19 protein-coding genes and 1 pseudogene are annotated in these 21,141 nt (G+C 52.7%); 7 read left to right on the forward strand and 13 right to left on the reverse strand.

The features are described from left to right. Window positions 1-156: 156 nt before the first annotated feature. The 6 genes and pseudogenes from ACX3YD_RS20180 to gcl all read right to left on the reverse strand — a co-directional run. A pseudogene (locus ACX3YD_RS20180) lies at window positions 157-287 on the reverse strand (response regulator receiver protein); the annotation flags it as partial. A gap of 144 nt (window positions 288-431) precedes the next feature. Beyond that, entirely contained in the window at window positions 432-1,847 is a 1,416-nt protein-coding gene (gene pyk, locus ACX3YD_RS20185; RefSeq protein WP_057005180.1) for a pyruvate kinase, read from the reverse strand. Then, on the reverse strand, window positions 1,844-3,118 hold the full coding sequence (locus ACX3YD_RS20190; RefSeq protein ID WP_057005181.1) for a glycerate kinase type-2 family protein: 1,275 nt from the start codon (window positions 3,116-3,118) through the stop codon (window positions 1,844-1,846). The genes pyk and ACX3YD_RS20190 overlap by 4 nt, the downstream gene beginning before the upstream one ends. Before the next feature lie 202 nt (window positions 3,119-3,320). Next, window positions 3,321-4,211 (reverse strand): 2-hydroxy-3-oxopropionate reductase, encoded by an 891-nt coding sequence (locus ACX3YD_RS20195; protein WP_057005182.1) that lies wholly within the window; start codon window positions 4,209-4,211, stop codon window positions 3,321-3,323. A gap of 14 nt (window positions 4,212-4,225) precedes the next feature. Next, on the reverse strand, window positions 4,226-5,008 hold the full coding sequence (gene hyi, locus ACX3YD_RS20200) for a hydroxypyruvate isomerase (protein WP_057005183.1): 783 nt from the start codon (window positions 5,006-5,008) through the stop codon (window positions 4,226-4,228). Between the two features lie 47 nt (window positions 5,009-5,055). After that, complete coding sequence (gcl, locus tag ACX3YD_RS20205; RefSeq protein WP_057005184.1) at window positions 5,056-6,831, reverse strand: glyoxylate carboligase; 1,776 nt, start codon at window positions 6,829-6,831, stop codon at window positions 5,056-5,058. 111 nt (window positions 6,832-6,942) lie between these two features. On the opposite strand from gcl, the gene ACX3YD_RS20210 reads away from it, so the two are divergent. Together ACX3YD_RS20210 and ACX3YD_RS20215 are read left to right on the forward strand one after the other, a co-directional pair. After that, the gene (locus ACX3YD_RS20210) at window positions 6,943-7,860 is read left to right on the forward strand and encodes a LysR family transcriptional regulator (protein WP_057005185.1); all 918 of its coding nucleotides are present in this window, start codon (window positions 6,943-6,945) and stop codon (window positions 7,858-7,860) included. A 700-nt stretch (window positions 7,861-8,560) separates the two neighbouring features. Beyond that, window positions 8,561-9,502 (forward strand): cupin domain-containing protein, encoded by a 942-nt coding sequence (locus ACX3YD_RS20215; RefSeq protein WP_082643873.1) that lies wholly within the window; start codon window positions 8,561-8,563, stop codon window positions 9,500-9,502. A 50-nt stretch (window positions 9,503-9,552) separates the two neighbouring features. On the opposite strand, the gene ACX3YD_RS20220 is transcribed toward ACX3YD_RS20215, so the two are convergent. Continuing rightward, window positions 9,553-10,563, reverse strand: a complete 1,011-nt coding sequence (locus ACX3YD_RS20220; protein ID WP_082643874.1) for a LysR family transcriptional regulator — start codon at window positions 10,561-10,563, stop codon at window positions 9,553-9,555. Between the two features lie 726 nt (window positions 10,564-11,289). On the opposite strand from ACX3YD_RS20220, the gene ACX3YD_RS20225 reads away from it, so the two are divergent. The 3 genes from ACX3YD_RS20225 to ACX3YD_RS20235 all read left to right on the forward strand — a co-directional run bounded on the left by ACX3YD_RS20225 (window position 11,290) and on the right by ACX3YD_RS20235 (window position 14,093). Continuing rightward, window positions 11,290-11,499, forward strand: coding sequence for a hypothetical protein (locus ACX3YD_RS20225; protein ID WP_057005186.1), 210 nt, complete (start codon window positions 11,290-11,292; stop codon window positions 11,497-11,499). Between the two features lie 660 nt (window positions 11,500-12,159). Continuing rightward, entirely contained in the window at window positions 12,160-12,504 is a 345-nt protein-coding gene (locus tag ACX3YD_RS20230) for a hypothetical protein (RefSeq protein ID WP_225441876.1), read from the forward strand. Next, complete coding sequence (locus ACX3YD_RS20235) at window positions 12,501-14,093, forward strand: relaxase/mobilization nuclease domain-containing protein (protein ID WP_057004220.1); 1,593 nt, start codon at window positions 12,501-12,503, stop codon at window positions 14,091-14,093. Before ACX3YD_RS20230 ends, ACX3YD_RS20235 begins: the two co-directional genes overlap by 4 nt. A 17-nt stretch (window positions 14,094-14,110) precedes the next feature. Here ACX3YD_RS20235 and ACX3YD_RS20240 read toward each other — a convergent pair whose 3' ends face one another. From ACX3YD_RS20240 to ACX3YD_RS20250, 3 genes are all read right to left on the reverse strand, one after another. Then, on the reverse strand, window positions 14,111-14,662 hold the full coding sequence (locus tag ACX3YD_RS20240) for a hypothetical protein (RefSeq protein WP_057004221.1): 552 nt from the start codon (window positions 14,660-14,662) through the stop codon (window positions 14,111-14,113). A 61-nt stretch (window positions 14,663-14,723) separates the two neighbouring features. Continuing rightward, window positions 14,724-15,209: a hypothetical protein gene (locus tag ACX3YD_RS20245; protein WP_057004222.1), complete on the reverse strand. Its 486-nt coding sequence runs from the start codon at window positions 15,207-15,209 to the stop codon at window positions 14,724-14,726. A gap of 27 nt (window positions 15,210-15,236) precedes the next feature. After that, window positions 15,237-16,067 carry a TIR domain-containing protein gene (locus tag ACX3YD_RS20250; protein WP_057004223.1) on the reverse strand — a complete coding sequence of 277 codons (831 nt, stop codon included), beginning with the start codon at window positions 16,065-16,067 and terminating at the stop codon, window positions 15,237-15,239. Between the two features lie 314 nt (window positions 16,068-16,381). Between ACX3YD_RS20250 and ACX3YD_RS20255 the strand changes: the two genes are divergently transcribed. Continuing rightward, window positions 16,382-17,971, forward strand: a complete 1,590-nt coding sequence (locus tag ACX3YD_RS20255; RefSeq protein ID WP_458946105.1) for a peptide chain release factor 3 — start codon at window positions 16,382-16,384, stop codon at window positions 17,969-17,971. Between the two features lie 181 nt (window positions 17,972-18,152). Here the strand turns inward: ACX3YD_RS20255 and ACX3YD_RS20260 are convergent, their stop codons facing one another. Then, window positions 18,153-18,518, reverse strand: a complete 366-nt coding sequence (locus ACX3YD_RS20260; protein WP_458960842.1) for a nuclear transport factor 2 family protein — start codon at window positions 18,516-18,518, stop codon at window positions 18,153-18,155. Between the two features lie 228 nt (window positions 18,519-18,746). Between ACX3YD_RS20260 and ACX3YD_RS20265 the strand changes: the two genes are divergently transcribed. After that, entirely contained in the window at window positions 18,747-19,001 is a 255-nt protein-coding gene (locus ACX3YD_RS20265; RefSeq protein WP_458960843.1) for a hypothetical protein, read from the forward strand. Window positions 19,002-19,191: 190 nt separating this feature from the next. On the opposite strand, the gene ACX3YD_RS20270 is transcribed toward ACX3YD_RS20265, so the two are convergent. After that, the gene (locus ACX3YD_RS20270; protein ID WP_047537597.1) at window positions 19,192-20,172 is read right to left on the reverse strand and encodes a peptide ABC transporter ATP-binding protein; all 981 of its coding nucleotides are present in this window, start codon (window positions 20,170-20,172) and stop codon (window positions 19,192-19,194) included. Continuing rightward, complete coding sequence (locus ACX3YD_RS20275; protein ID WP_047537600.1) at window positions 20,172-21,140, reverse strand: ABC transporter ATP-binding protein; 969 nt, start codon at window positions 21,138-21,140, stop codon at window positions 20,172-20,174. The genes ACX3YD_RS20270 and ACX3YD_RS20275 overlap by 1 nt, the downstream gene beginning before the upstream one ends. Window position 21,141: the final 1 nt, after the last annotated feature.

The raw sequence follows: 21,141 nt of genomic DNA on the forward strand, positions 1-21,141 counted from the left end.
CGGTCGATTAGTCTCCGGCGCGGTGATTCTAATTTAGGGGCATAGCTGTTACTAACTCATGATCATTCGAGCTTTAGACAGGCACATATTTTATTATTTTTCGTCGCTCGACGGGAGCTAACTCGCGAGGGTATGTGAGTTTTTCGGATCTATCGTTTATATAAGGAGGCAGCCGCGATTCCGAACTGTTCGAAAAAGACGTTCGCCATTACTTGAGTTTTTAAATTCGTACAGCCGACTTAAGCACATTCGAGACCTCGATAGTGCTCCGGTTCTCTGCCGATGCTGTGCGCTAATTAAATTCTCTGGGTTTTTTGTCTTTCTAATTCTGTCGGATGGTCGTCGACCTGATAGATCTAGGAGACGACCGGCCGCAGATAATTCAATATCCCTCATATTGGTTTGATGAAGGTTGCAGGTAATGATTTGCCCTATGAGATAGTTTCAATCCGAAGAGTATTGGTACTGCCTAGTTGACCGAATGGAGTTCCCGCAGTGATTACTACAATGTCCGTTTTCTTCGCGAGATTTTGATGCTGAGCGATATTTAGGGCAGTCTTCGTAACATTCTCGATCTCACTCAGGTTTTGATAAACTACTGAGTAGACGCCCCATGCAATGGTCAGATAGCGAGCCGTTTTCTCGCTTGTTGTTAAGCTGAGTATTGGCGCTTTCGGTCGTTCGCGTGATGCGCGCAAGCTGGAACTGCCCGACTCAGTGTAGTTCACCAGCACCGCTACGGGCAGGATGCTACTGATGCGGCGGACGGCGCAGCTTATTGCGTCTGACACTGTTGCTTCAGCTTTTGGACGGCTCACATCCAGTTGGCTTTGGAAGTCTGGACCAGACTCCACTTGGCGGATGATTTTGCTCATCATCTCTACCGTTTCCAAGGGATAGTCACCAGAAGCGGTCTCCGCAGAGAGCATTACGGCATCCGCTCCCTCGGCCACAGCGTTTGCAACGTCGGTCACTTCTGCGCGGGTCGGCGCTGGTGAAAAGCGCATCGACTCAAGCATCTGCGTAGCCACCACCACCGGCCGGCCAAGTTGGCGGCAAATGCGTACGATGTCTTTTTGTATGCGAGGCACATTCTCCGCTGGGACCTCAACTCCAAGATCGCCGCGAGCGACCATAATTGCGTCACACAAGTGAGCAATTTCCTCTAGGTGTAGCACTGCAGACGGCTTTTCAATCTTTGCCATCAGCAGTGCTTTGCCTTTGATCAGCTCGCGAGCCTCGGTGATGTCTTGAGGACGTTGTACAAACGATAGAGCGACCCAGTCGACACCCAACTCCAGCCCGAAATCCAGATCGCAGCGATCTTTGGCAGTCAGCGGGCTGAGTTGCAATACAGCCTCGGGAACATTCACGCCTTTTCGATCGGACAGTTCGCCACCAGCAATGACTACGGTGTCGATGGCGTCCGCGTGTTTGGCAGTTACCCGTAACTGAAGTCGACCATCGTCCAAAAGCAGGTTCATGCCTGGTTTCAGTGCCTCGATGATTTCCGGATGAGGCAAATTAACCCTATGCGTGTCGCCTGGCGTACAGTCAAGGTCCAATCGCAATGCCTGCCCTCGTTCCAGGTTGACCTTGCCTTCGGCAAATCTGCCTACCCGCAACTTCGGCCCCTGCAAGTCCATCAAAACACCGATGGGCTGGCTCATTTGGCGCTCAACTTCGCGTATCCACTTATAACGCTGAGCGTGATCAGCATGCTCGCCATGACTGAAGTTGAGTCGGAACAGATTGACGCCTGCTTCCACCAATTGACGAATATCGTCGATACCTTTAGTCGCAGGACCTAAGGTAGCAAGAATCTTAACTTTTTTATTGGGCGTCATTTTGTTGGGGTCTCGAGAATTAGGATGGCACGAAAGTCATTAACATTGGTTCTGGTTGGCCCAGTGACGATCAATGAGTCAAGAGCGGCGAAGTACCCATAGCCATTGTTGTTATCCAGCTCATAGCTTGCGTTTAGTTTTTTATCTTGGCCGCGCGCATAGGAGGTGGGCGTCATGATGGCTCCGGCATTGTCTTCTGAACCATCTATGCCATCGGTATCTCCTGCCAGTGCGTAAACACCAGGAAGCCCCTTAAGGCAATCTGTCAGGCTTAGGAGGAATTCAGCGTTACGTCCGCCACGACCATTGCCTCGTACTGTGACGGTGGTTTCCCCGCCGGACAGAATTATGCAAGGTGGCTTGATTGGTTGGCCGTGTAGAACGATTTGTCGGGCGATGCCTGCATGCACTTTCGCAACTTCGCGGGACTCACCCTCTAAATCGCCGAGAATCAAAGGTGTAAAGCCAGCAGCGCGTGCTTTTTCGGCCGCTGCATTTAGCGATTGCTGAGGAGTGGCGATCAATTGAAATTGGCTGCGTTCCAGCGCCGGGTCATCAGGTTTAATTGTTTCTGAGCGGGGGTCTCGTAACCACGCATAGACATTTTCCGGAATCTCGATGTCATAGCGAGCCAAGATCGCCAGCGCTTGTGCGGAGGTGGTCGGATCACCAACTGTTGGGCCGGAGGCAATTACTGTTTCTTCGTCGCCAGGAACATCCGATATCGCATAGGTATACACTTTGGCTGGCCAGCAAGCTTTGGCCAGCCGGCCGCCCTTAATCCCTGACAAGTGTTTACGTACGCAATTCATCTCAGCGATTGTGGCGCCAGATTTTAGCAAGGCTTTGTTGATTGATTGTTTGTCCGCGAGATCGATACCGTCTCCAGGTAATGCCAGCAAGGCTGAGCCGCCCCCAGAAAGTAGGAACATTACTCGATCGGACTCTTGTAGATCACTGACCAGTTGCAAGACTCGTTGAGCCACTTTGTGACTGGCAACATCAGGTATTGGGTGAGCTGCTTCCACCACCTCTATCTTGTGGCAATTAGCGCCATGTCCGTAACGCGTGACAACTAAGCCGCTAACCTCGCCTTGCCATTCAAGCTCGACGACTTCGGCCATAGCTGCGGCTGCCTTGCCTGCGCCGATGACAATAAGGCGGCCGCTGCGGTCTTTGGGCAAATATTGCGGCAGCACATGATATGGATGCGAGGCGGAGATGGCAGTCGTGAAAAGGGTGCGCATCAGCTCTAGTGGATTGATGGTCATATCAGGCTCCGGACTTCAATTATTGTTATTGGGTTGCTAGCCGATTGCACTCCCCAACCGCCGAAGCCGGCGGCTCGGGACTAAAATCGACCTCCCATGCTTGCTGGGCCGTGACACCACTGGCCTGGGAGGTCGAAAAGGGGGACAAAGACTAATTTGATTTTAGAAAGGTCAAATCAGTCTTGGGTTTGAAGGGGAGAAATCACTCCTCGCGAATTGAGAAGTTGGCCATGTGTTCCAGGCCTTTAATTAGCGCCGAATGATCCCAGTTACTACCACCGAGCGCAGCACAGGTGCTGAATACCTGTTGTGCATTCGCGGTATTGGGCAAATTCAAGCCCAGTTCACGGGCTCCAGAAAGGGCCAGATTGAGATCCTTCTGATGCAGACTGATGCGGAAGCCTGGATCGAAAGTGCCTTTGATCATGCGTTCACCGTGCACTTCCAGAATTTTCGAGGAAGCAAACCCACCCATTAATGCTTCCCTAACTTTGGCTGGATCGGCACCATTTTTCGCGGCGAAAAGCAACGCTTCGGCTACTGCCTGAATGTTCAGTGCGACGATGATTTGATTGGCAACCTTAGCAGTCTGACCATCGCCGTTGCCTCCAACGTGAGTAATGTTTTTGCCCATGGTTTGGAATAGCGGTAACGCGCGTTCAAAGGCGTGATCTTCACCACCAACCATGATGCTTAGTGTTGCGGCTTTCGCACCGACCTCGCCGCCGGAAACGGGGGCGTCTAGATAGGTGGCCCCGGTTGCTTTGATCTTCTGGGCGAAGACTTTGGTGGCGGAAGGAGAGATCGAACTCATGTCGATTACTACCTTGCCAGCACCTACGCCTTCTACGACACCATTTTCGCGTAGCAGTACATCTTCAACCTGGGGAGTATCCGGCACCATGATGATGATGAATTCCGCTTCTTGAGCGACTTCCTTTGGATTGGCTAAGCCAACTCCATTTTCACCCAGCAAGTCGGCGGGCGTTTTATCGAAGTGTTCAGAGAAGAACAGTTTGTGACCTGCTTTCTGCAGGTTCTGAGCCATGGGCTTGCCCATGATACCGGTGCCGATAAATCCGATCTTGGCCATATGGAAAGTCTCCGTTAGATCACTTTATGAGTTTTCAGCCAGCTAAGGCCTGCAAGGGTGGTCGTAGCCGGCTTGTATTCACAACCGACCCATCCCTGGTAGCCAATTCGGTCCAGGTGTTCGAACAGGAAGTGAAAGTTAATTTCGCCGGTGCCAGGTTCATTACGGCCCGGATTGTCGGCGAGCTGAATGTGGTTAATTTCCTCCAGGTAGGTGGCCATAGTTCTGGCCAGATCGCCTTCCATGATCTGCATGTGGTAAATGTCGTATTGCAGGAAAAGATTGGCGCTACCTACTTTTTCCCTGATGTCGAGTCCCTGGTGCGTGTTGTTCAAGTAGAAGTCTGGAATATCCAAGGTGTTAATGGCTTCGATCACGAGTTTGATGCCCGCGGCTTCCAGCTTGTCGGCGGCATATTTGAGATTGGCCACGAAGGTGCGTTCTATTGTCTCGGGGTCCACACTTTGAGGGCGGATACCGGCTAAGCAGTTAAGTTGCTTATTGCCCAGAACTTGGGCATAAGCGATGGCCAAATCGACGCCAGCTCGGAACTCTTCAATGCGGTCGGGATGGCAGGCAATGCCGCGCTCCCCCTTGGCCCAATTCCCCGCTGGCAGATTGAAAAGCACTTGGGTAAGGCCGTTGCTCTCGAGTCTTGCCTTGATTTCGGTAACGCTAAAATCGTAAGGGAATAGGTACTCAACACCGGTGAAACCAGCTTCTGCGGCGACCGCGAAGCGATCCAGAAAATCCACTTCCGTGAACAACATAGACAGGTTGGCTGCAAATCGGGGCATGTGATGCTCCTTTGTTGAAGTCTGGGCGAAGGCTTGGAAAGGAAAGATTAATCCAATGGCAAGATAGAGGTAGGTGCATCGGCACCGCTCAGAGCCAATTCCTCGAACTCGTTGATGTTATTGATCTCGGTTCCCATGGAAATGTTGGTCACGCGCTCAAGGATGATTTCTACAACCACGGGCACGCGATGTTGCTGCATTAATTCTTTGGCGTGAGCAAAGGCGGCCTGCAAGTCATTTGGATCGCGTACACGAATCGCTTTGCATCCGAGCCCTTCGACTACAGCCACATGGTCGACGCCGTAGCCATTCAGCTCCGGAGCGTTGATGTTGTCGAACGACAACTGGACACAGAAATCGATGTCAAAGTTACGCTGTGCTTGGCGGATCAATCCCAGATAAGAGTTGTTCACCAACACATGGATATATGGCAAATTAAACTGCGCACCGACGGCTAATTCTTCGATCATGAACTGGAAATCATAGTCGCCAGACAATGCGACGACTTGGCGACTTGGATCTGCTTTGACCACACCCAATGCTGCAGGAATAGTCCAGCCTAACGGGCCAGCTTGGCCACAATTGATCCAATGCCGTGGCTTGTAGACGTGAAGAAACTGCGCGCCAGCAATCTGTGACAAGCCGATGGTGCTGACGTAGCAGGTGTCTTTACCGAAGAACTCATTCATTTCTTCGTAAACACGCTGAGGCTTGATCGGCACGTTTTCAAAATGCGTCTTACGTTGGAGAGTACGCTTGCGCTCGCGGCAAGCATCCACCCAAGCGCTACGGTCTTTCAGCTTGCCAGCGGCCTTCCACTCACGAGCCACGGTCAAGAACATATCCAGAGCGGCACCGGCATCTGAAACGATGCCTAAGTCTGGGGTGAACACTCGGCCAATCTGGGTTGGTTCGATGTCGACGTGAATGAATCGTCGACCTTCGGTATACACCTCGACCGAGCCAGTGTGGCGGTTGGCCCAGCGATTTCCGATACCGAATACCAAATCGGACGCGAGTAAGGTGGCGTTGCCGTAGCGATGCGAGGTCTGCAAGCCGACCATACCCACCATCAACTTATGATCGTCCGGAATTGTTCCCCAGCCCATCAGGGTTGGAACCACGGGCACTCCGGTTAGCTCGGCAAACTCGACAAGCTTGGCACTGGCGTCAGCATTTATTACGCCACCACCAGAAACGATTAGTGGGCGCTCGGCGTCGTTAAGCATCGCCAGCGCCTTCTCAGCCTGCCCTCGAGTAGCAAAGGGGCGCGCCAATGGCAGTGGTTCATAGGCATCAATATCAAACTCGATCTCTGCCATCTGTACGTCAAATGGCAGATCGATCAGTACGGGGCCTGGTCGACCAGAACGCATCTCATAGAACGCTTTCTGAAAGGCATAAGGTACCTGGCCGGGTTCCATTACGGTGGTTGCCCACTTAGTTACGGGTTTGACGATACTGGTGATATCGACTGCCTGAAAGTCTTCCTTATGCATGCGCGCACGTGGGGCTTGACCGGTGATGCAGAGGATAGGAATGGAGTCGGCGGATGCTGAGTACAAGCCGGTGACCATGTCGGTACCGGCAGGGCCAGATGTTCCGATGCAAACGCCGATATTGCCGGCATTGGTACGTGTGTAACCTTCAGCCATGTGGGAGGCACCTTCCACATGACGTGCCAAAACGTGGTCAACACCGCCGAGTTTTTTCAGTGCGGCATACAATGGATTGATGGCTGCGCCGGGGATGCCGAAAGCGGTGTCGACGCCTTCACGACGCATCACCAATACTGCTGCCTCGATTGCTCTCATTCTGGCCATTATTGCCTCCTTCAGGCTGGTCGATATTTTTATTAGCGGATCTCAGCATGGAGCAGGTTATTATTGGCGTGAATAGCCAAAAATCGGTTTCTGCCGATACATGAGGTATCGATGGGTCGTTATGTCGAGCTACACAGTTTTATTCAGGTCGCCCATAAGGGCAGCTTTGCCGCCGCTGCACTGAATGAGGGGGTGACTCCGGCGATCCTTGGTCGACGACTCGATGCGCTCGAAAAGCGCTTGGGTGTCAAGTTGATGCATCGCTCCACGCGAGGCTTGAAGTTGACCGAGGCGGGAGAGCAGTTACTGGAAGGGGCCAAGCATTTGATGCGCGAATTTGACGAGGTCGAATCAGGCGTCAGCAACAGTAGCACTACAGTCAGCGGCCACTTAGTGGTGTCCGCTCCGGCTGCTTTTGGACGACATCATATTGCCCCTCATGTCTATGCCTTCCAGCAGCGTTTTCCAGATCTCCAGTTATCCTTTAACTTTACGGACAGCGTGATTGACCTGGTCAGCGAGGGGTACGATATGAGCATCCGTATCGGAGAAGTCACTGACCCAAACTACGTGGCGATCAAGCTCTTCCCCAATTGGAGGGTGGTTTGCGGGACGCCAGATTATTTTGCTAAGCATGGTGCACCGCAAACGCTAGAGGATTTGGCACACCACAATTGCCTGGCTTTCAATTTGCAGGGTGGCCAGCAACGGGGCTGGACGTTCTTGCGCGATGGCCGACAGATCGCGATGAAAGTCAGCGGTAACGTTGCTTGCAATGATGGTGAATTACTTTTCGCCTGGATACGTCAGGGGCTCGGTATTGGTTGGCGCTCAACGTGGGAAATCCAAGGAGAGCTTAAGCGAGGTGAACTGGTTACAGTACTGGATGAGTTTGCTTTGCCCAATTACAATATTCAGGCGGTCTACCCCCAACAGCGCTATTTACCAGCCAAAGTACGTCTTTTTGTCGAGTATCTTAAAACTTTATATAACTCTCCGGATTACTGGGAGAGGCCCCATCCCCTTTAAAATATGATTCGGGGTTGTTTGGGAACTATCGATATACTCTGTAAAACGCGCGAATTTTTAGCAAAAGACATAGATCCTTGCGGCGTACTACGCCTCCAACGCGGCTTAATGAGCAGCCAGGGGCCCCGATGAGTACTGCGCATTCAATTCGGTCGCGACCTTCACTCGCCCACGATTGGACAATAACCCCGTGATTAGATTATTCACCGTCGTGAATCTTAGGTGCTTTGGTATTGGACTAGGGTAACCAAGCAGGATCGTTCTGATAAATGGAGCGAGTGAATATTTTTTCATGAGACGCTCAGCGCAGGGCCAGTTTCACGGTATGCGATCAGTCCGCAGCGATCTTTGTCCCCCCCCCCCCGGAATTAGAAGAGTGAGCAAGCCCTACAACAGCGGCTTTTGGAGGCAGAACATCAGGTTTTGCTGGAGTCCTTCGTTCCGAAATGAATATCAGTCTTAAATCCTCCTCTTGAAGGGGGTGAGTCCGCGCCGCAAGGCGTCGGCTCCCTGTCATGAAACTTCGCCTCAAAAAAAGATGCCGCACGCTTGAGCTAACGCCTTGAGTTTCACTACAAGCGCATTTTTTTGAATAGTGTTTTGCATAGATCCGGTAGGGGAATGCATTTTTGTCGCTTTATAGTGTGGGCGTGCCTTGGCGTTCTGCTTGAGGGCTAAGGAAATTTTCAAGGAGTAATATATGCTGAAAGATATAGCTGTTCCCGTTGTGGATGACTATGGCATTACTGAAGATGCACGGTACTTTGAATACTCTACTTCGGCTAATCCCATCGCTGCGCAGTTAATTTCGAGAGTGCCTTTCAAGACGTTCCCGGCGTCGTTATATGAAGAAGGTCCGACTCGTGTCATACCATTGGATGTTTCAGCGGAGCTAAACTGTGCTGCGCCGGCAACAGGGCCCGGCTTGCTCGCCAGTTTTGTTCGTATCGTAAGTGGTGAGGAGTTGGTGATCGATCCAGTTGTCACCTCACAGGTGTTCTATGTGATTAGCGGGGCAGGTGTTGCGATCCAAGGGGCGCATCATATTCCTTTTTCAGAGGGAGCGTTTTTTACGCTGCCTGGCGGGTTGTCAGCGATTTTGACAGCGGAAAGTACAGTTACTCTGTACTACGTTACCGATGCCCCACTGATGACCTACCTTGGGGTTAGTGCTGTAGAACCGCGATTTTCTCCAACATTTTATCCGGCAGACCGCGCGGCAGAAGAATTGTTAAAAGTTTCAAAAGATCCAAGCGCGCATAAACGTAGTCGTGTATCTGTGCTCTTAGGTAATGAGCACTTTGACCAGACTAGGACTGTCACTCATGTCTTGTGGGCTATGTTTGGCTTGCTCCCCGGAAATTCTATTCAAAAGCCCCATCGTCATCAATCAATAGCGTTGGACTTTATCGTGGATTGCCCTAAAGGATGTTATTCGCTTGTGGGTACTACTCTGGACAAAGAAGGAAATATTGCTAATCCCACTAGGGTGGATTGGGAAGCCGGTATGGCATTTATTACGCCGCCGGGTTACTGGCATGCTCATTTCAATGAGTCGAAGGAAAGTGCACGGCTTATCCCAATTCAGGATGCTGGACTCCAGACTTATCTTCGCGCTTTAGATATCCGCTTCGCTGAATAAGCAATTGTTAATAGTGCGCCGTATTAGCGGCGTACTTTTTTCCACTTTTTTCACTGTCTTGGAGTATTTGTATCCCAATATGGAGGATTGCCAATTTTTTCTATAAGAAAATCAACGAAGGTTCGGACTTTGCTCGAGACGGTTTTTTTATACGGATATACCGCCCATATAGAAGGGGCTTCAGCTGTAATCCGCATGTCCCAATCGGGGAGCACGTCAATAAGCCTGCCTGCGGACAATTGAGCCTGGATGAGCCAAGAGGGAAGTAGAGCAATTCCTAGTCCTCCTAGTGTTGCCTCTAATAACGCTTCGCTATCATTAGCGGCGAAAGCACCGCTGATAGTAATCTGCTCTAATGCTTCGATTTGTGCATTGGACGAATCTGTAGTCTCTTCAACCAAACAATCTGCAACGTCTTTACCGACGGGGTGGAGATTTTTCAAAGTTTTTCTTTCAGCGTACCAGCATTTATCTGGCGTTCGCGAAAATGCAAGGCACGAGTGAGTGTTAAGTTCTGATGGTTTTGAAGGGGCTCCATGAGACTTAATATAGTCTCGGCTTGCACATGCAATTCTCTGTTGGGGTGCCAAGCGTCGCGCAATCAAGGACGAGTCTTTTAAAGAGCCTATACGTATTCCTAGATCAATACGGGACTCGATTAGGTTTAGAGTTTCATCTGTAAAAATAGCCTCTATCTCAATATCGGGATACTTTGCTAAAAATTCATTAATCCATGGCATAATATGTCGGCGACCAAATGCGCCTGGTAACGTCACTCTCAATACTCCCGCAGGATTTCGATTCAGGGAGGACGCAGCCTCCCGCGCCTCGTCTAACTGGAGTAGTAGCTGAGATGCTTTTTCGTAAAATACGGTCCCACCTTCAGTCAATGACAAGCCGCGTGTCGTGCGATTGAAGAGGGCGATCCGCAGATCAGTCTCAAGATCTGAAATGTGCCGGGATGCCGTAGACGTCTGAATGGATAAGTCCAGAGCGACACGAGTGAAACTTTTTAGCTCTGCTGCACGGACAAAGCTCTTCAAAGCAGCGAAATAATCCATTTTTAAAATGGCCCTTAGCTGAGAAAGATCTCAACTATAACTCGATTTGTGCGATTGTCGAGATGCGTTAGATAAGTTTGCCTGGAAAGTGTCTAAATATGCCGTATTTTAGAAGTCGTATCTGCAGCGCAAATACAGTGAAGTTTACCGCTGCTGTATTGGTCTGCTTCAGATGCCGTAGCGTAGTTAAGTTTAGCATTTGACCCATAAAAACTAATATTCAAAGGTGATGATTGAAATTCAGTTCATTTGTGCTTTCGGCTTTTTGTCTCTGTTTTTAACTCATATTGGTCCGTGCCTAAATACAAAATTCCATCGAGCGTAGTTGATCGCATTGTTAGCCGACGATTCAAGTGCCGCGCGTAATCATAGAGCGGGCGTCCGGACCGATCAGTGGAACCCGTTTTCTTCGGTTATTCGTCGAGTTGGATTCGATCGCCTGAAAGCTCCTTCATTTGCGTCTTCTGGCTCATTCGGCATGCGAGTGCGGTATCCAGATACTCCCTTTTCTGGGGCTGTCTTTATCCCAGCTATTAGCCTTTACCCTCTAGCCATCGTTCGCCGATGCCCTGGCGGCGTATCAATGGGCGGCCCGCACCAAGCCTGCACCTGTTCGGGCTATCGCCCTGTGCAGGCCCGTGTTGCCCATGACACGTCGTCGCTCGCTGGCTGCTGGGGGCTCCGTCGCTGGAATAACCCAGCCTCAAGCGAAAAAGGAGACTCAACATGAATACCAAAACAACCGCAACTGAATCCAAGAAACCCGGCTTCGTCGCGAAGGTGCGCAAAGGCTCAGGCGAAAATGCCGTGTACGAACGCATCGGCGTCGCCTGGAAAAATGCTGATGGATCGTTCTACATAAAGTTAGCCGGTACGCAGGTCGTCTCCGACTTCATGCTTTACGAAATCGAAAGCACCGACCAGTCAGGCGAATAGCCATCGCTGATTGAAGAAAAGGCGGGCCGCAAGGTCCGCCTTTTTTTCAATCCATATGAATCCGTCATGATCTGCATAAATCTCCTGCATGCATTTTCGATTGCCGCAATGCAGTCATGCGGGCTCCTCTGATTTTTATATTCACATCCACAAAAACAAATGCTATCAGGCAATGAAGAGCGCAAAAGAAATTTGGAAACTGCATCAGCAGTCGTCGTTTCTTTTAGAAAATCTTCATACCCCCAGCCTTAAACTGGACTCAAGGGCCAGTTGCGAACGAAGTGAGCACAAGGTGTGCGTGGTAGTACCACGCCCACCTTGCGTGGGGACTTCCAGTCCCCCGCGATCCCCCCTCGGAATCCCTAAGCGCAAATGTTCTAGGGAACATTTTTGCTAAGGGATTAGACGCAACGTTTCGCCGTTGCACACGATCAGGGAGACTTCGGCTCTCCCTGAACCCATCGAGTAAGGGGCACTTCGTAGCCCCTTGCGACCCTTGATCAGGACTTTCGCGCCCTGAACCACGACCGGGTTTCGGCCCGGTGCCGACCAAAGAGAGATGTCAGCTCTCCCTTTGGAATTCCATCGACCACTGCGCGGTGCTGAAGACGAGAGGAAACCAGGAGGCGACGGCTTTTTAGGAGCAGCTATGTTGGCGGCATGACCAGATCAAAGAAAAAACGCGATGCGCCGATCTCTTACCGCCCACCCGAAAGGTTGCGCGATGAGTTTCACGCGCGGGTGCAGAACTCAGGTCAGTCCATTAACGGCTATATCACCGAGGCTATTTTCGGCAGGGCCGCTCCCCGGTCTAAACGCGTTTCGCCGCTGGATCAAAAGATGATTGCCATGCTGCTGTCGCAAGCAGCCCGCATTAACGACCGGCTGGAGCAAGCTGGCCGCTCGTCCACTGATAGCGATCCCAGCCTGATTTTCCAGGAGTGCCGGGATGAGCTCGCTGAAATCAGGAGCTATCTGATGCTGGCCTTGGGGAGGGACCCATGATCCCTTTCGCGTCGCAGCGGGGAAGTGGCCAAGACCTCGCCACTCACCTTCTAAATGCCTACGACAACGAGCTGGCAGAGGTGGCTGATCTGCGAGGAGCCATTGCCGGGGATCTGCACGGTGCTTTCAAAGAGTGGCAGGTGCAGGCCGATACGTTGACCCGGTGCGAGAAGTATCTCTACAGCCTGTCGATCAATCCTGATCCCGCGCAGGGGCCGTTGACGCGCGATCAGTACCTGGACTATATCCGGCGTACCGAGGATGTCCTGGGGTTAGGCGATCAACCCCGCGCGGTGGTGTTCCATATCAAGGATGGTCGTGAGCACTGCCATGTGGTCTGGTCACGGATTGATGCTGATAATCAGAAAGCTGTCCATCTGGCTTTTGACCGGGACAAGCTGATGCGGGTGACGCGGGGTTTCGCCCGTGATCACGGTCTGACGCTTCCCGAAGGGTATGAAAAATCCAGGAAGGTCGGGCAGATCTCCCTTTACGAGCAGGCGCAATTACGGCAGACCGGGCTCTCCAAAGAAGACCATAAGCAGCAGGTTACGGAGGCCTGGCAACAGAGTGACGACGCCCGCTCGTTCGTGCATGCGCTCGCCGAACGGGGCTACATGCTGGCTACCGGAAACCGTCCCTATGTTCTCGTCGATCTTTACGGCAACGTGAACGCGCTGCCAAAGCTCATTGATGATAAGTCCATCCGTACAAAGGACATCCGTGAGTTTCTTGAGAAGGAGTTCCCGTGTGAATCACTGCCGACCGTTCAGGAGGCTGAGAAGCTTGTTGCGGCGCACCGCAAGCTGATCGAGCGAGCCGTTAAGGAAGATAACTACGCCGACCGGCTCGCCGAACTGAAGCACGGCCAGATGGAGCGGCGGCGCGCGATAGAGCACGAGCGAGAAGCACTCAAGCACCGCCAGCATTGCCTGCGTCTTGCGCAGCAGGAAAAGCACCGGGCAGAGCGGGACAATCTGCGTACAGGCCACCTTGCCATGATGAAAGCCGTTCGCCGGGAGCGGTATCAAAACCGCCCCACGGGCTTGTCTGAGTTCTTGGGCCGGGTCAGCGGTGTCAATTTCTTGCGCCAGAAATTGCACCACTATCAAGATGCCAAACGCGTTCGCGCTCATCTCGAACAGCAGGCTCAGCTGAAAGCTCGCCAAACACAGGATGCCAAGATTCTGGATTTCCGCCTCAAGCTTCAGGCATTCGGCATTGAACGCAAGGCAGCATCCCTTGAAAAAGTGGATAGACGAGAGCTGGCCGCATTCATGCGGGATAACAAGCGCGATCAGCGTGTCAGAGCTCGTGGCGAGGATGGTGTTATGCCGTCATTGGTTGAAATCGTTGATGTTGATCTTGCGCAAAACGAAAAAGCCGCCCCTGATGTGCTCGCGGCTTTTGAGAAGGCAAAGCGAGAACCAAAAAGAGAAGTTCCCGATCTTATGGCGGCGTTTGAGCGGGCTACCGCTGTATTCCGCAAGGATAGACGGGAGCAGCGCGAAGGAGATGGGCCGGAGAGATCTCGACCGCTAACGCCACCACCTCACCGCGAGGGTCATGAGCCTGATCGAGAGCGGTGACTTGTTAACGTGTTATTTTATTTGGCGTCGTAATGTATCCATTGCATCCGGGCGTCTGAGGCAATCAGATCATAGCGCTCGACGAAGGAATCTATTTTTTCGCGCTGCTCGTCGTATGTTAAGCACCACTTCCCACAGGCACTACCTACCACTTGAATTAATGAATAAAGATTGTAGTAGCCTGTTTTCTCTTGATCCAATTTTACATCTGGATGCATTTCGCCGATGTAGGCAACTAAGGCCCTTTCTTTACCGTCAACTACTTTTCTGGAACTCAAACTGCTCATGTGAAGGAGCGAGTTTCTGTGCTCCCATAACTCCTCCGCAGTAATGCCAAGAGTTTTTATTTCTGAAAACTCTTTTAGCCATTTTATGAAAGTGTTCTCTTTAATGTTGCCGTATTCTATGTAGCTTATTGAGTCTATAGCCACCACCAGCAATTTCGAAGCAGAGACGTAATGCTTTGCGTTGAAAAGAATTCGTACAGGCTGGAAGAAATCATCATTCAAAAGACGCGTGAAGTCGAATCCCTCGTCGTTGAAGTATTTTCCAAAGTAATCGACAGACATATCTAGTGTCTCCGCTTAATAGGTGTGATGGTAAAGATCTTGAGTGGCCGGTTTTATTTTTCTACATGCATCTCAGTAAGAATGATGTTGCGTTCCTGAAATTTTGTTCTTGCTCGCGCAATTCGTAATGCCATTTCGCGCCATGGAATAAATTATTCCTCAGTCTGAATACTACACCTAAGCAGCCTATCAATATTGTTTTTTCATCGGCGCTATCATCTTGTAGTGCTGCAATGATTTCCGGCGGGTTGTTGCTGAGTTCAATATGCAGATTATTAAATCTATAGTTAAGTTGTCCGTTTTCGATGTAGCGCTGCTTTAAATAATGAAGATATGCATTTGTATTGCATTTTTCGATAGCGCCCTGCATCTCAAGGCTTTCGGCAAGCGCCCTTATTGTGGTCATGTTTCCGAAGCCATTCAATCTGGTGCCCTCAAAAAAACTCCAGATTAGAGAGAAGTCGGCTATAGCGTCGCGTTCCTCTAACGATAATTGGCCAAAGCCGGGAGCTTGCTTTGAGATCCACTCTAAAATTTCAGGGCTCATAAAATATTCCTTCAAGAGAGAGAAACGTCAAATAAGTTTATTCATGTCGATGTCATACCCAGACTGTTTCATTTCCTTGGCAAGCTGCAAATGCCATGCTGAAGCCTCATCCAGGCTTATATAGACGACACCGCTTATGTCGTTGGGAAGCTCCAGCTTACCATCGACAAGTGCGGCCACGTTTTGCCGTCCCAGTTTTCCGATCAGATATCCGTGCTCAAACACTACGTTCTGGCGGGCGCGTAGATTTAGATTGTCAGCTGCTGATTTTACGTTTCCCACATCGTCGGGGGTGTAAAGAACTACGGCAAAACCTACGTCAGAGTAGTGTTCTATTTTTTCAATAATAGTCCGTCCAGAGCTAGCCTTCTCATGTAGAATGACTGCTTCGAACCCGAGTTTTTCAATAAATCTGGCGGCTTTGTTTTGAGCACTTTCATCGTGGCCATGCACAATAAAAATCTTCTTCTGATTGCCGGTGTTTTTAGATGATTTTGACGTGGCTTCTTTCTTCAATGTCTTTTTGTAACCAACTGCACCTTCAATGAAATCATCCGTTACATCTTTGGCGCGACCGATTGCCTGGTACGTATAGGACGGGCCACCAATGAATGCTACAGAAGATTGTTGGTCATCAAATTTAACCTGGGCGATAAAGGACTCAATTGTTTTCTCGCTTTCGGAGATTTTTATTCTTTCTAGATCGTCTGGTTGTACAGTTTTTCCATTAATGATGATTGGCGAGCCTTGCTCATAAGGCTCAACAAATCGTGATATTAACTGTTCCTTAGTAAGGTCGGTTTTGTATTCGCCATAATATTGGTCCGACTTTGGTTTCACAATCACATGATAGTACATCGCTACAATTATCCTTTTGGGCAATCAGCATTAGAGTGTCTGTAGTTTCTTTGTACGGTGCCGCTACAGACGTTTCTTGGACGCTACCTATTTGCCATCATGCTGTCCACTCTCATTACCGGCAGCATTCCGAGCGGCTCAGCGCTTGCTACTGGCAGGCGTGAGGGGGGCGTCGCGCCCGATTGACTGCTGTCTCGGGCATTCCCCATCACCATTTGGTACAATGCGCGGTTCTCTGTGTTGGCCTTTGCAATCGGCCAAAGGTACTTTTTTAACTGTGTACATATCAGCGTACACAATCGAGATTTTAAGCGATGTCCGATAGTAAAATTGTCAATGAAGTCAACGCCAGACGCACGTTTGCCATCATTTCCCACCCCGATGCCGGTAAAACCACCATCACCGAGAAGCTCTTGCTGATGGGCAAGGCGATTGCGGTAGCCGGCACGGTGAAATCTCGCAAATCCGACCGCCATGCCACCTCCGACTGGATGGAAATGGAAAAGCAGCGGGGTATCTCGATTACCACGTCGGTCATGCAGTTCCCGTATCGCGAGCACATGATCAACCTGCTCGACACCCCGGGTCACGAAGACTTCTCCGAAGATACCTACCGCACCCTGACCGCGGTCGACTCGGCGTTGATGGTCCTCGATGGCGGTAAGGGTGTAGAGCCACGGACCATCGCCCTGATGGACGTCTGCCGTCTGCGTGACACGCCGATTGTCAGCTTCATCAACAAACTCGACCGCGACATCCGCGACCCCATCGAACTGCTCGACGAAATCGAAGCGGTCCTGAAGATCAAGGCTGCGCCTATCACCTGGCCGATCGGTTGCTACCGCGACTTCAAAGGCGTGTATCACCTCGCCGATGACTACATCATCGTCTACACCGCCGGTCATGGCCACGAACGCACCGAAACCAAGATCATCGAGAAACTCGATTCCGACGAAGCCCGCGCCCACCTGGGTGACGAGTACGAGCGCTTCATCGAGCAGCTGGAACTGGTGCAGGGCGCCTGCCACGAGTTCAACCAGCAGGAATTCCTCGACGGTCAGCTGACCCCGGTGTTCTTCGGTACGGCGCTGGGCAACTTCGGTGTCGACCATGTACTCGACGCCGTGGTCGACTGGGCGCCGCGTCCGCTGGCACGTGTGGCCAACGAGCGCACCGTGGAACCGATCGAAGAGAAGTTCTCGGGCTTCATCTTCAAGATCCAGGCGAACATGGACCCGAAACACCGTGACCGCATCGCCTTCATGCGTATCTGCTCCGGCAAGTACGAAAAAGGCATGAAGATGCGCCACGTGCGTACCGGCAAAGACGTGCGGATCGGCGACGCGCTGACCTTCTTCTCCTCCGAACGTGAGCAACTGGAAGAAGCCTACGCCGGCGACATCATCGGTTTGCACAACCACGGCACCATCCAGATCGGCGACACCTTCAGCGAAGGCGAAACCCTGGGCTTCACCGGTATCCCGCACTTCGCCCCGGAACTGTTCCGCCGCGTACGCCTCAAGGATCCGCTGAAATCCAAGCAACTGCGCCAGGGCCTGCAGCAACTGGCCGAAGAAGGCGCGACCCAGGTGTTCTTCCCGGAGCGCAGCAACGACATCATTCTCGGCGCCGTCGGTGTGCTGCAGTTCGACGTGGTCGCCAGCCGCCTGAAAGAGGAATACAAGGTCGAGTGTTCCTACGAGCCGATCACCGTCTACTCGGCGCGTTGGGTCGAGTGCAGTGACAAGAAGAAGCTCGAGGAGTTCTCCAACAAGGCGGTGGAAAACCTGGCACTGGACGGCGGCGGTCACCTGACCTACCTGGCGCCTACACGGGTCAACCTGGCACTGATGGAAGAGCGCTGGCCGGACGTGAAATTCCGCGCGACGCGCGAGCATCACTAAGCGCTGAGTTGAAACACCCGAAACCCCGTTGCGAAAGCTTCGGGGTTTTTTGTTGCCTGTTGCAATTTCCAGTAGGAGCGAGCCTGCTCGCGATGGTGTCGGCTGCACCGCGTTTTTTCAGGAGGCGCGCATCATCGTTAACATCCATCGCGAGCAAGCTCGCTCCCACAAGGAACGGGTGTCACCGCTGTGACAACGGTGTTCCCTGATGGAAAACCATCTGCCATTGCTCGTCCTGCTTTCGCCAGATTGAACTGCGCAAACTGTCGATGGTGCGGTGCTGGTCAAGGGTTTCGACGTGACAATTGTAAGTCACCAGCGCGGTGTGCTCTGACAGTGGTTTGACTGCAAACTGGCTTATGGTTCGTTGTGTGAAGTGCTCTTGGGGCAACTGCTCGACCACTTCGGCCTTGTTCCAGATGTTACCGCTGACGCCGAACTCGATGAAGTCGTCGGCGAGCAGGTGGGAGAGCTCTTCGCAATTACGTCGCGTTGCTTGTGACAGGAGACGTTGTTCGCGTTGCAGAAGTATCTGAAACAGATCCATGGCCTTGGTCCTTTTCTGAGCATTGAAGATCACGACCTTAATAATGTGCCGAGTGCTGCAATGTTTCGATTTTTTCGGCATAACCCTTATCGCAAACCAATCTCCACGCCCATGGCATTTCCGTCGAGTCGATAGCGTCCTGTCTGGAGAACCCGGCTGATCGGAACTAGATTTTACTCAGCGCCAGCCAGGCACTTGAGTTTCACCTGCGAAAGGATGGAATCGGTTATGAACAGGTTGCTACGCGTTGTATTGCTGTTGAAGGTTTTCGTGATGCTGTCCCTCGGCAGTGTGGCGGTCTGGGCCGAGTGTGAGAACCACGCTACCCAGGCGATGAGCGGGCAGAGCGGAGACAGTGGATTGATGCTCGCCAAGTCCGAATCCGAACCGGGTGATCAGGGCCAGGGCGGCGCGGATAACGGTGATGACTCGACCACCGACGAACCGGATTCCGGCGACGAAGAAGGCGATAGCCAGTCTTAAATTGCAGACAAAAGAAAACCCCTGCTTCTTCGATTGACGCGCAGTCGAAGAAGCAGGGGTCAGGTTAACGCTTGACTACCTGGAACTACACAATCCCTGTGGGAGCTAGCCTGCTGGCGATAGCGGTGCCAGTGAACAGAAATTGTTGACTGGTGTACCGCAATCGCCAGCAGGTTGGCTCCCACGGTTTTTATGCCGCGCCGTCGAGGAATTGCTCGGCGTAGTGGCAAGCCACCTGACGACTGTCGAGCAGACGCAGGGCCGGCTCTTCGGTTTTGCAACGGTCGGTGGCGTACGGGCAACGCTTGTGGAACGCGCAGCCGGGCGGCGGGTTCAGCGGGTTGGGCAGTTCGCCGACGATCTTGATCTTCGGCTTGTCCGGATCCGGGTGAATGGTCGGCGTCGCCGACAACAGCGCCTGGGTGTAGGGGTGCAGAGGACGGGTGTAGATGTCTTCTTTCGGGCCCATTTCCACCGGACGACCGAGGTACATCACCATCACGTGATCGGCGACGTGCCGCACCACCGCCAGGTTGTGTGAGATGAACACGTAGGCGGTGTTGAACTCTTGCTGCAGGTCCATGAACAGGTTCAGTACCTGGGCCTGAATCGATACGTCCAGCGCCGAGGTCGGTTCGTCCGCCACCAGCACTTTCGGTTGCAGCATCATGGCGCGGGCGAGGGCAATCCGCTGGCGCTGACCGCCGGAGAACATGTGCGGATAGCGCTGGTAGTGCTCGGGACGCAAACCCACTTGTTTCATCATCGCCTGAACTTTCTCGCGACGTTCGGTGGCCGACAGGTTGGTGTTGATCAGCAGCGGTTCGGCCAGTTGATCACCGATTTTCTGCCGTGGGTTCAACGACGCGTACGGGCTCTGGAACACCATCTGCACGTCTTTGCGCAGTTGCTTGCGCTGGGCCTTGTCGGCACCGGCCACTTCCTGGCCGGCGATTTTCAAGGAACCCGAGGATGGCTCTTCGATCAGTGTCAGGGCGCGGGCCAGGGTGGATTTGCCGCAGCCGGACTCGCCTACGACGGCGAGGGTCTTGCCGGCTTCCAGCTCGAACGACACACCATTGAGGGCGCGAACGGTGGCGTGACCCTTGAACAGGCCACGGGACACTTCGTAGTGACGGGTCAGGTCGCGGGCGGTAAGAACGACGGCCATTACGCCACCTCCTGGTTCAGCGGGTAGAAGCAGCGGGCGAGGCTGTTGCTTTTCGGGTCAAGGGTCGGACGCTGCGCACGGCAGTTGTCCTGCACATACGGGCAGCGCGGCGACAGCAGGCAGCCCTGCGGGCGGTCGTAACGACCGGGCACGATGCCCGGCAGGGTCGACAGGCGCGAGGCCCCCAGGCTGTGTTCCGGAATCGCCTTGAGCAGCGCTTCGCTGTACGGGTGCGCCGGGATGTCGAACAACTGGGGCACCTGGCCGACTTCGACCGCTTGACCGGCGTACATCACGCACACGCGCTGGGCGGTTTCGGCCACGACCGCGAGGTCGTGGGTGATCAGTACCAGGCCCATGTTCTGCTCTTTCTGCAACGCCAGCAGCAGGTCCATGATCTGCGCCTGAATCGTGACGTCCAAGGCAGTGGTCGGTTCGTCGGCGATCAGCAGTTTCGGTTCGCCGGCAATGGCCATGGCGATGGCGACCCGCTGGCTCATACCGCCGGACAGTTGGTGCGGGTAGGCATCCATACGGCTGGCGGCACCCGGGATTTCAACTTTTTCCAGCAGTTCGATGGCACGCTTGCGCGCGGCCTTGCCGGACATTTTCAGGTGCAGGCGCAGCACTTCTTCGATCTGGAAGCCGACGGTATAGCTCGGGTTCAGCGCGGTCATCGGGTCCTGGAAGACCATGGCCAGGTCTTTGCCGACGATTTGCCGACGCTGACGGTTGCTGAGCTTGAGCATGTTCTTGCCATCGAAATTCAGGGCGTCGGCGGTGACGATCCCCGGATGCTCGATCAGGCCCATCAGCGCCATCATGGTCACGGACTTGCCGGAACCCGATTCGCCAACGATGGCCAGGACTTCGCCCTTGTCCACTTTCAGATCGAGGCCATCGACCACGGGAACGGCGTTCTTGTCGCCGAAGCGAACGTTGAGATTCTTGATTTCTAACAGTGACATT

This window comes from Pseudomonas fluorescens group sp. PF-1 (assembly GCF_054481335.1).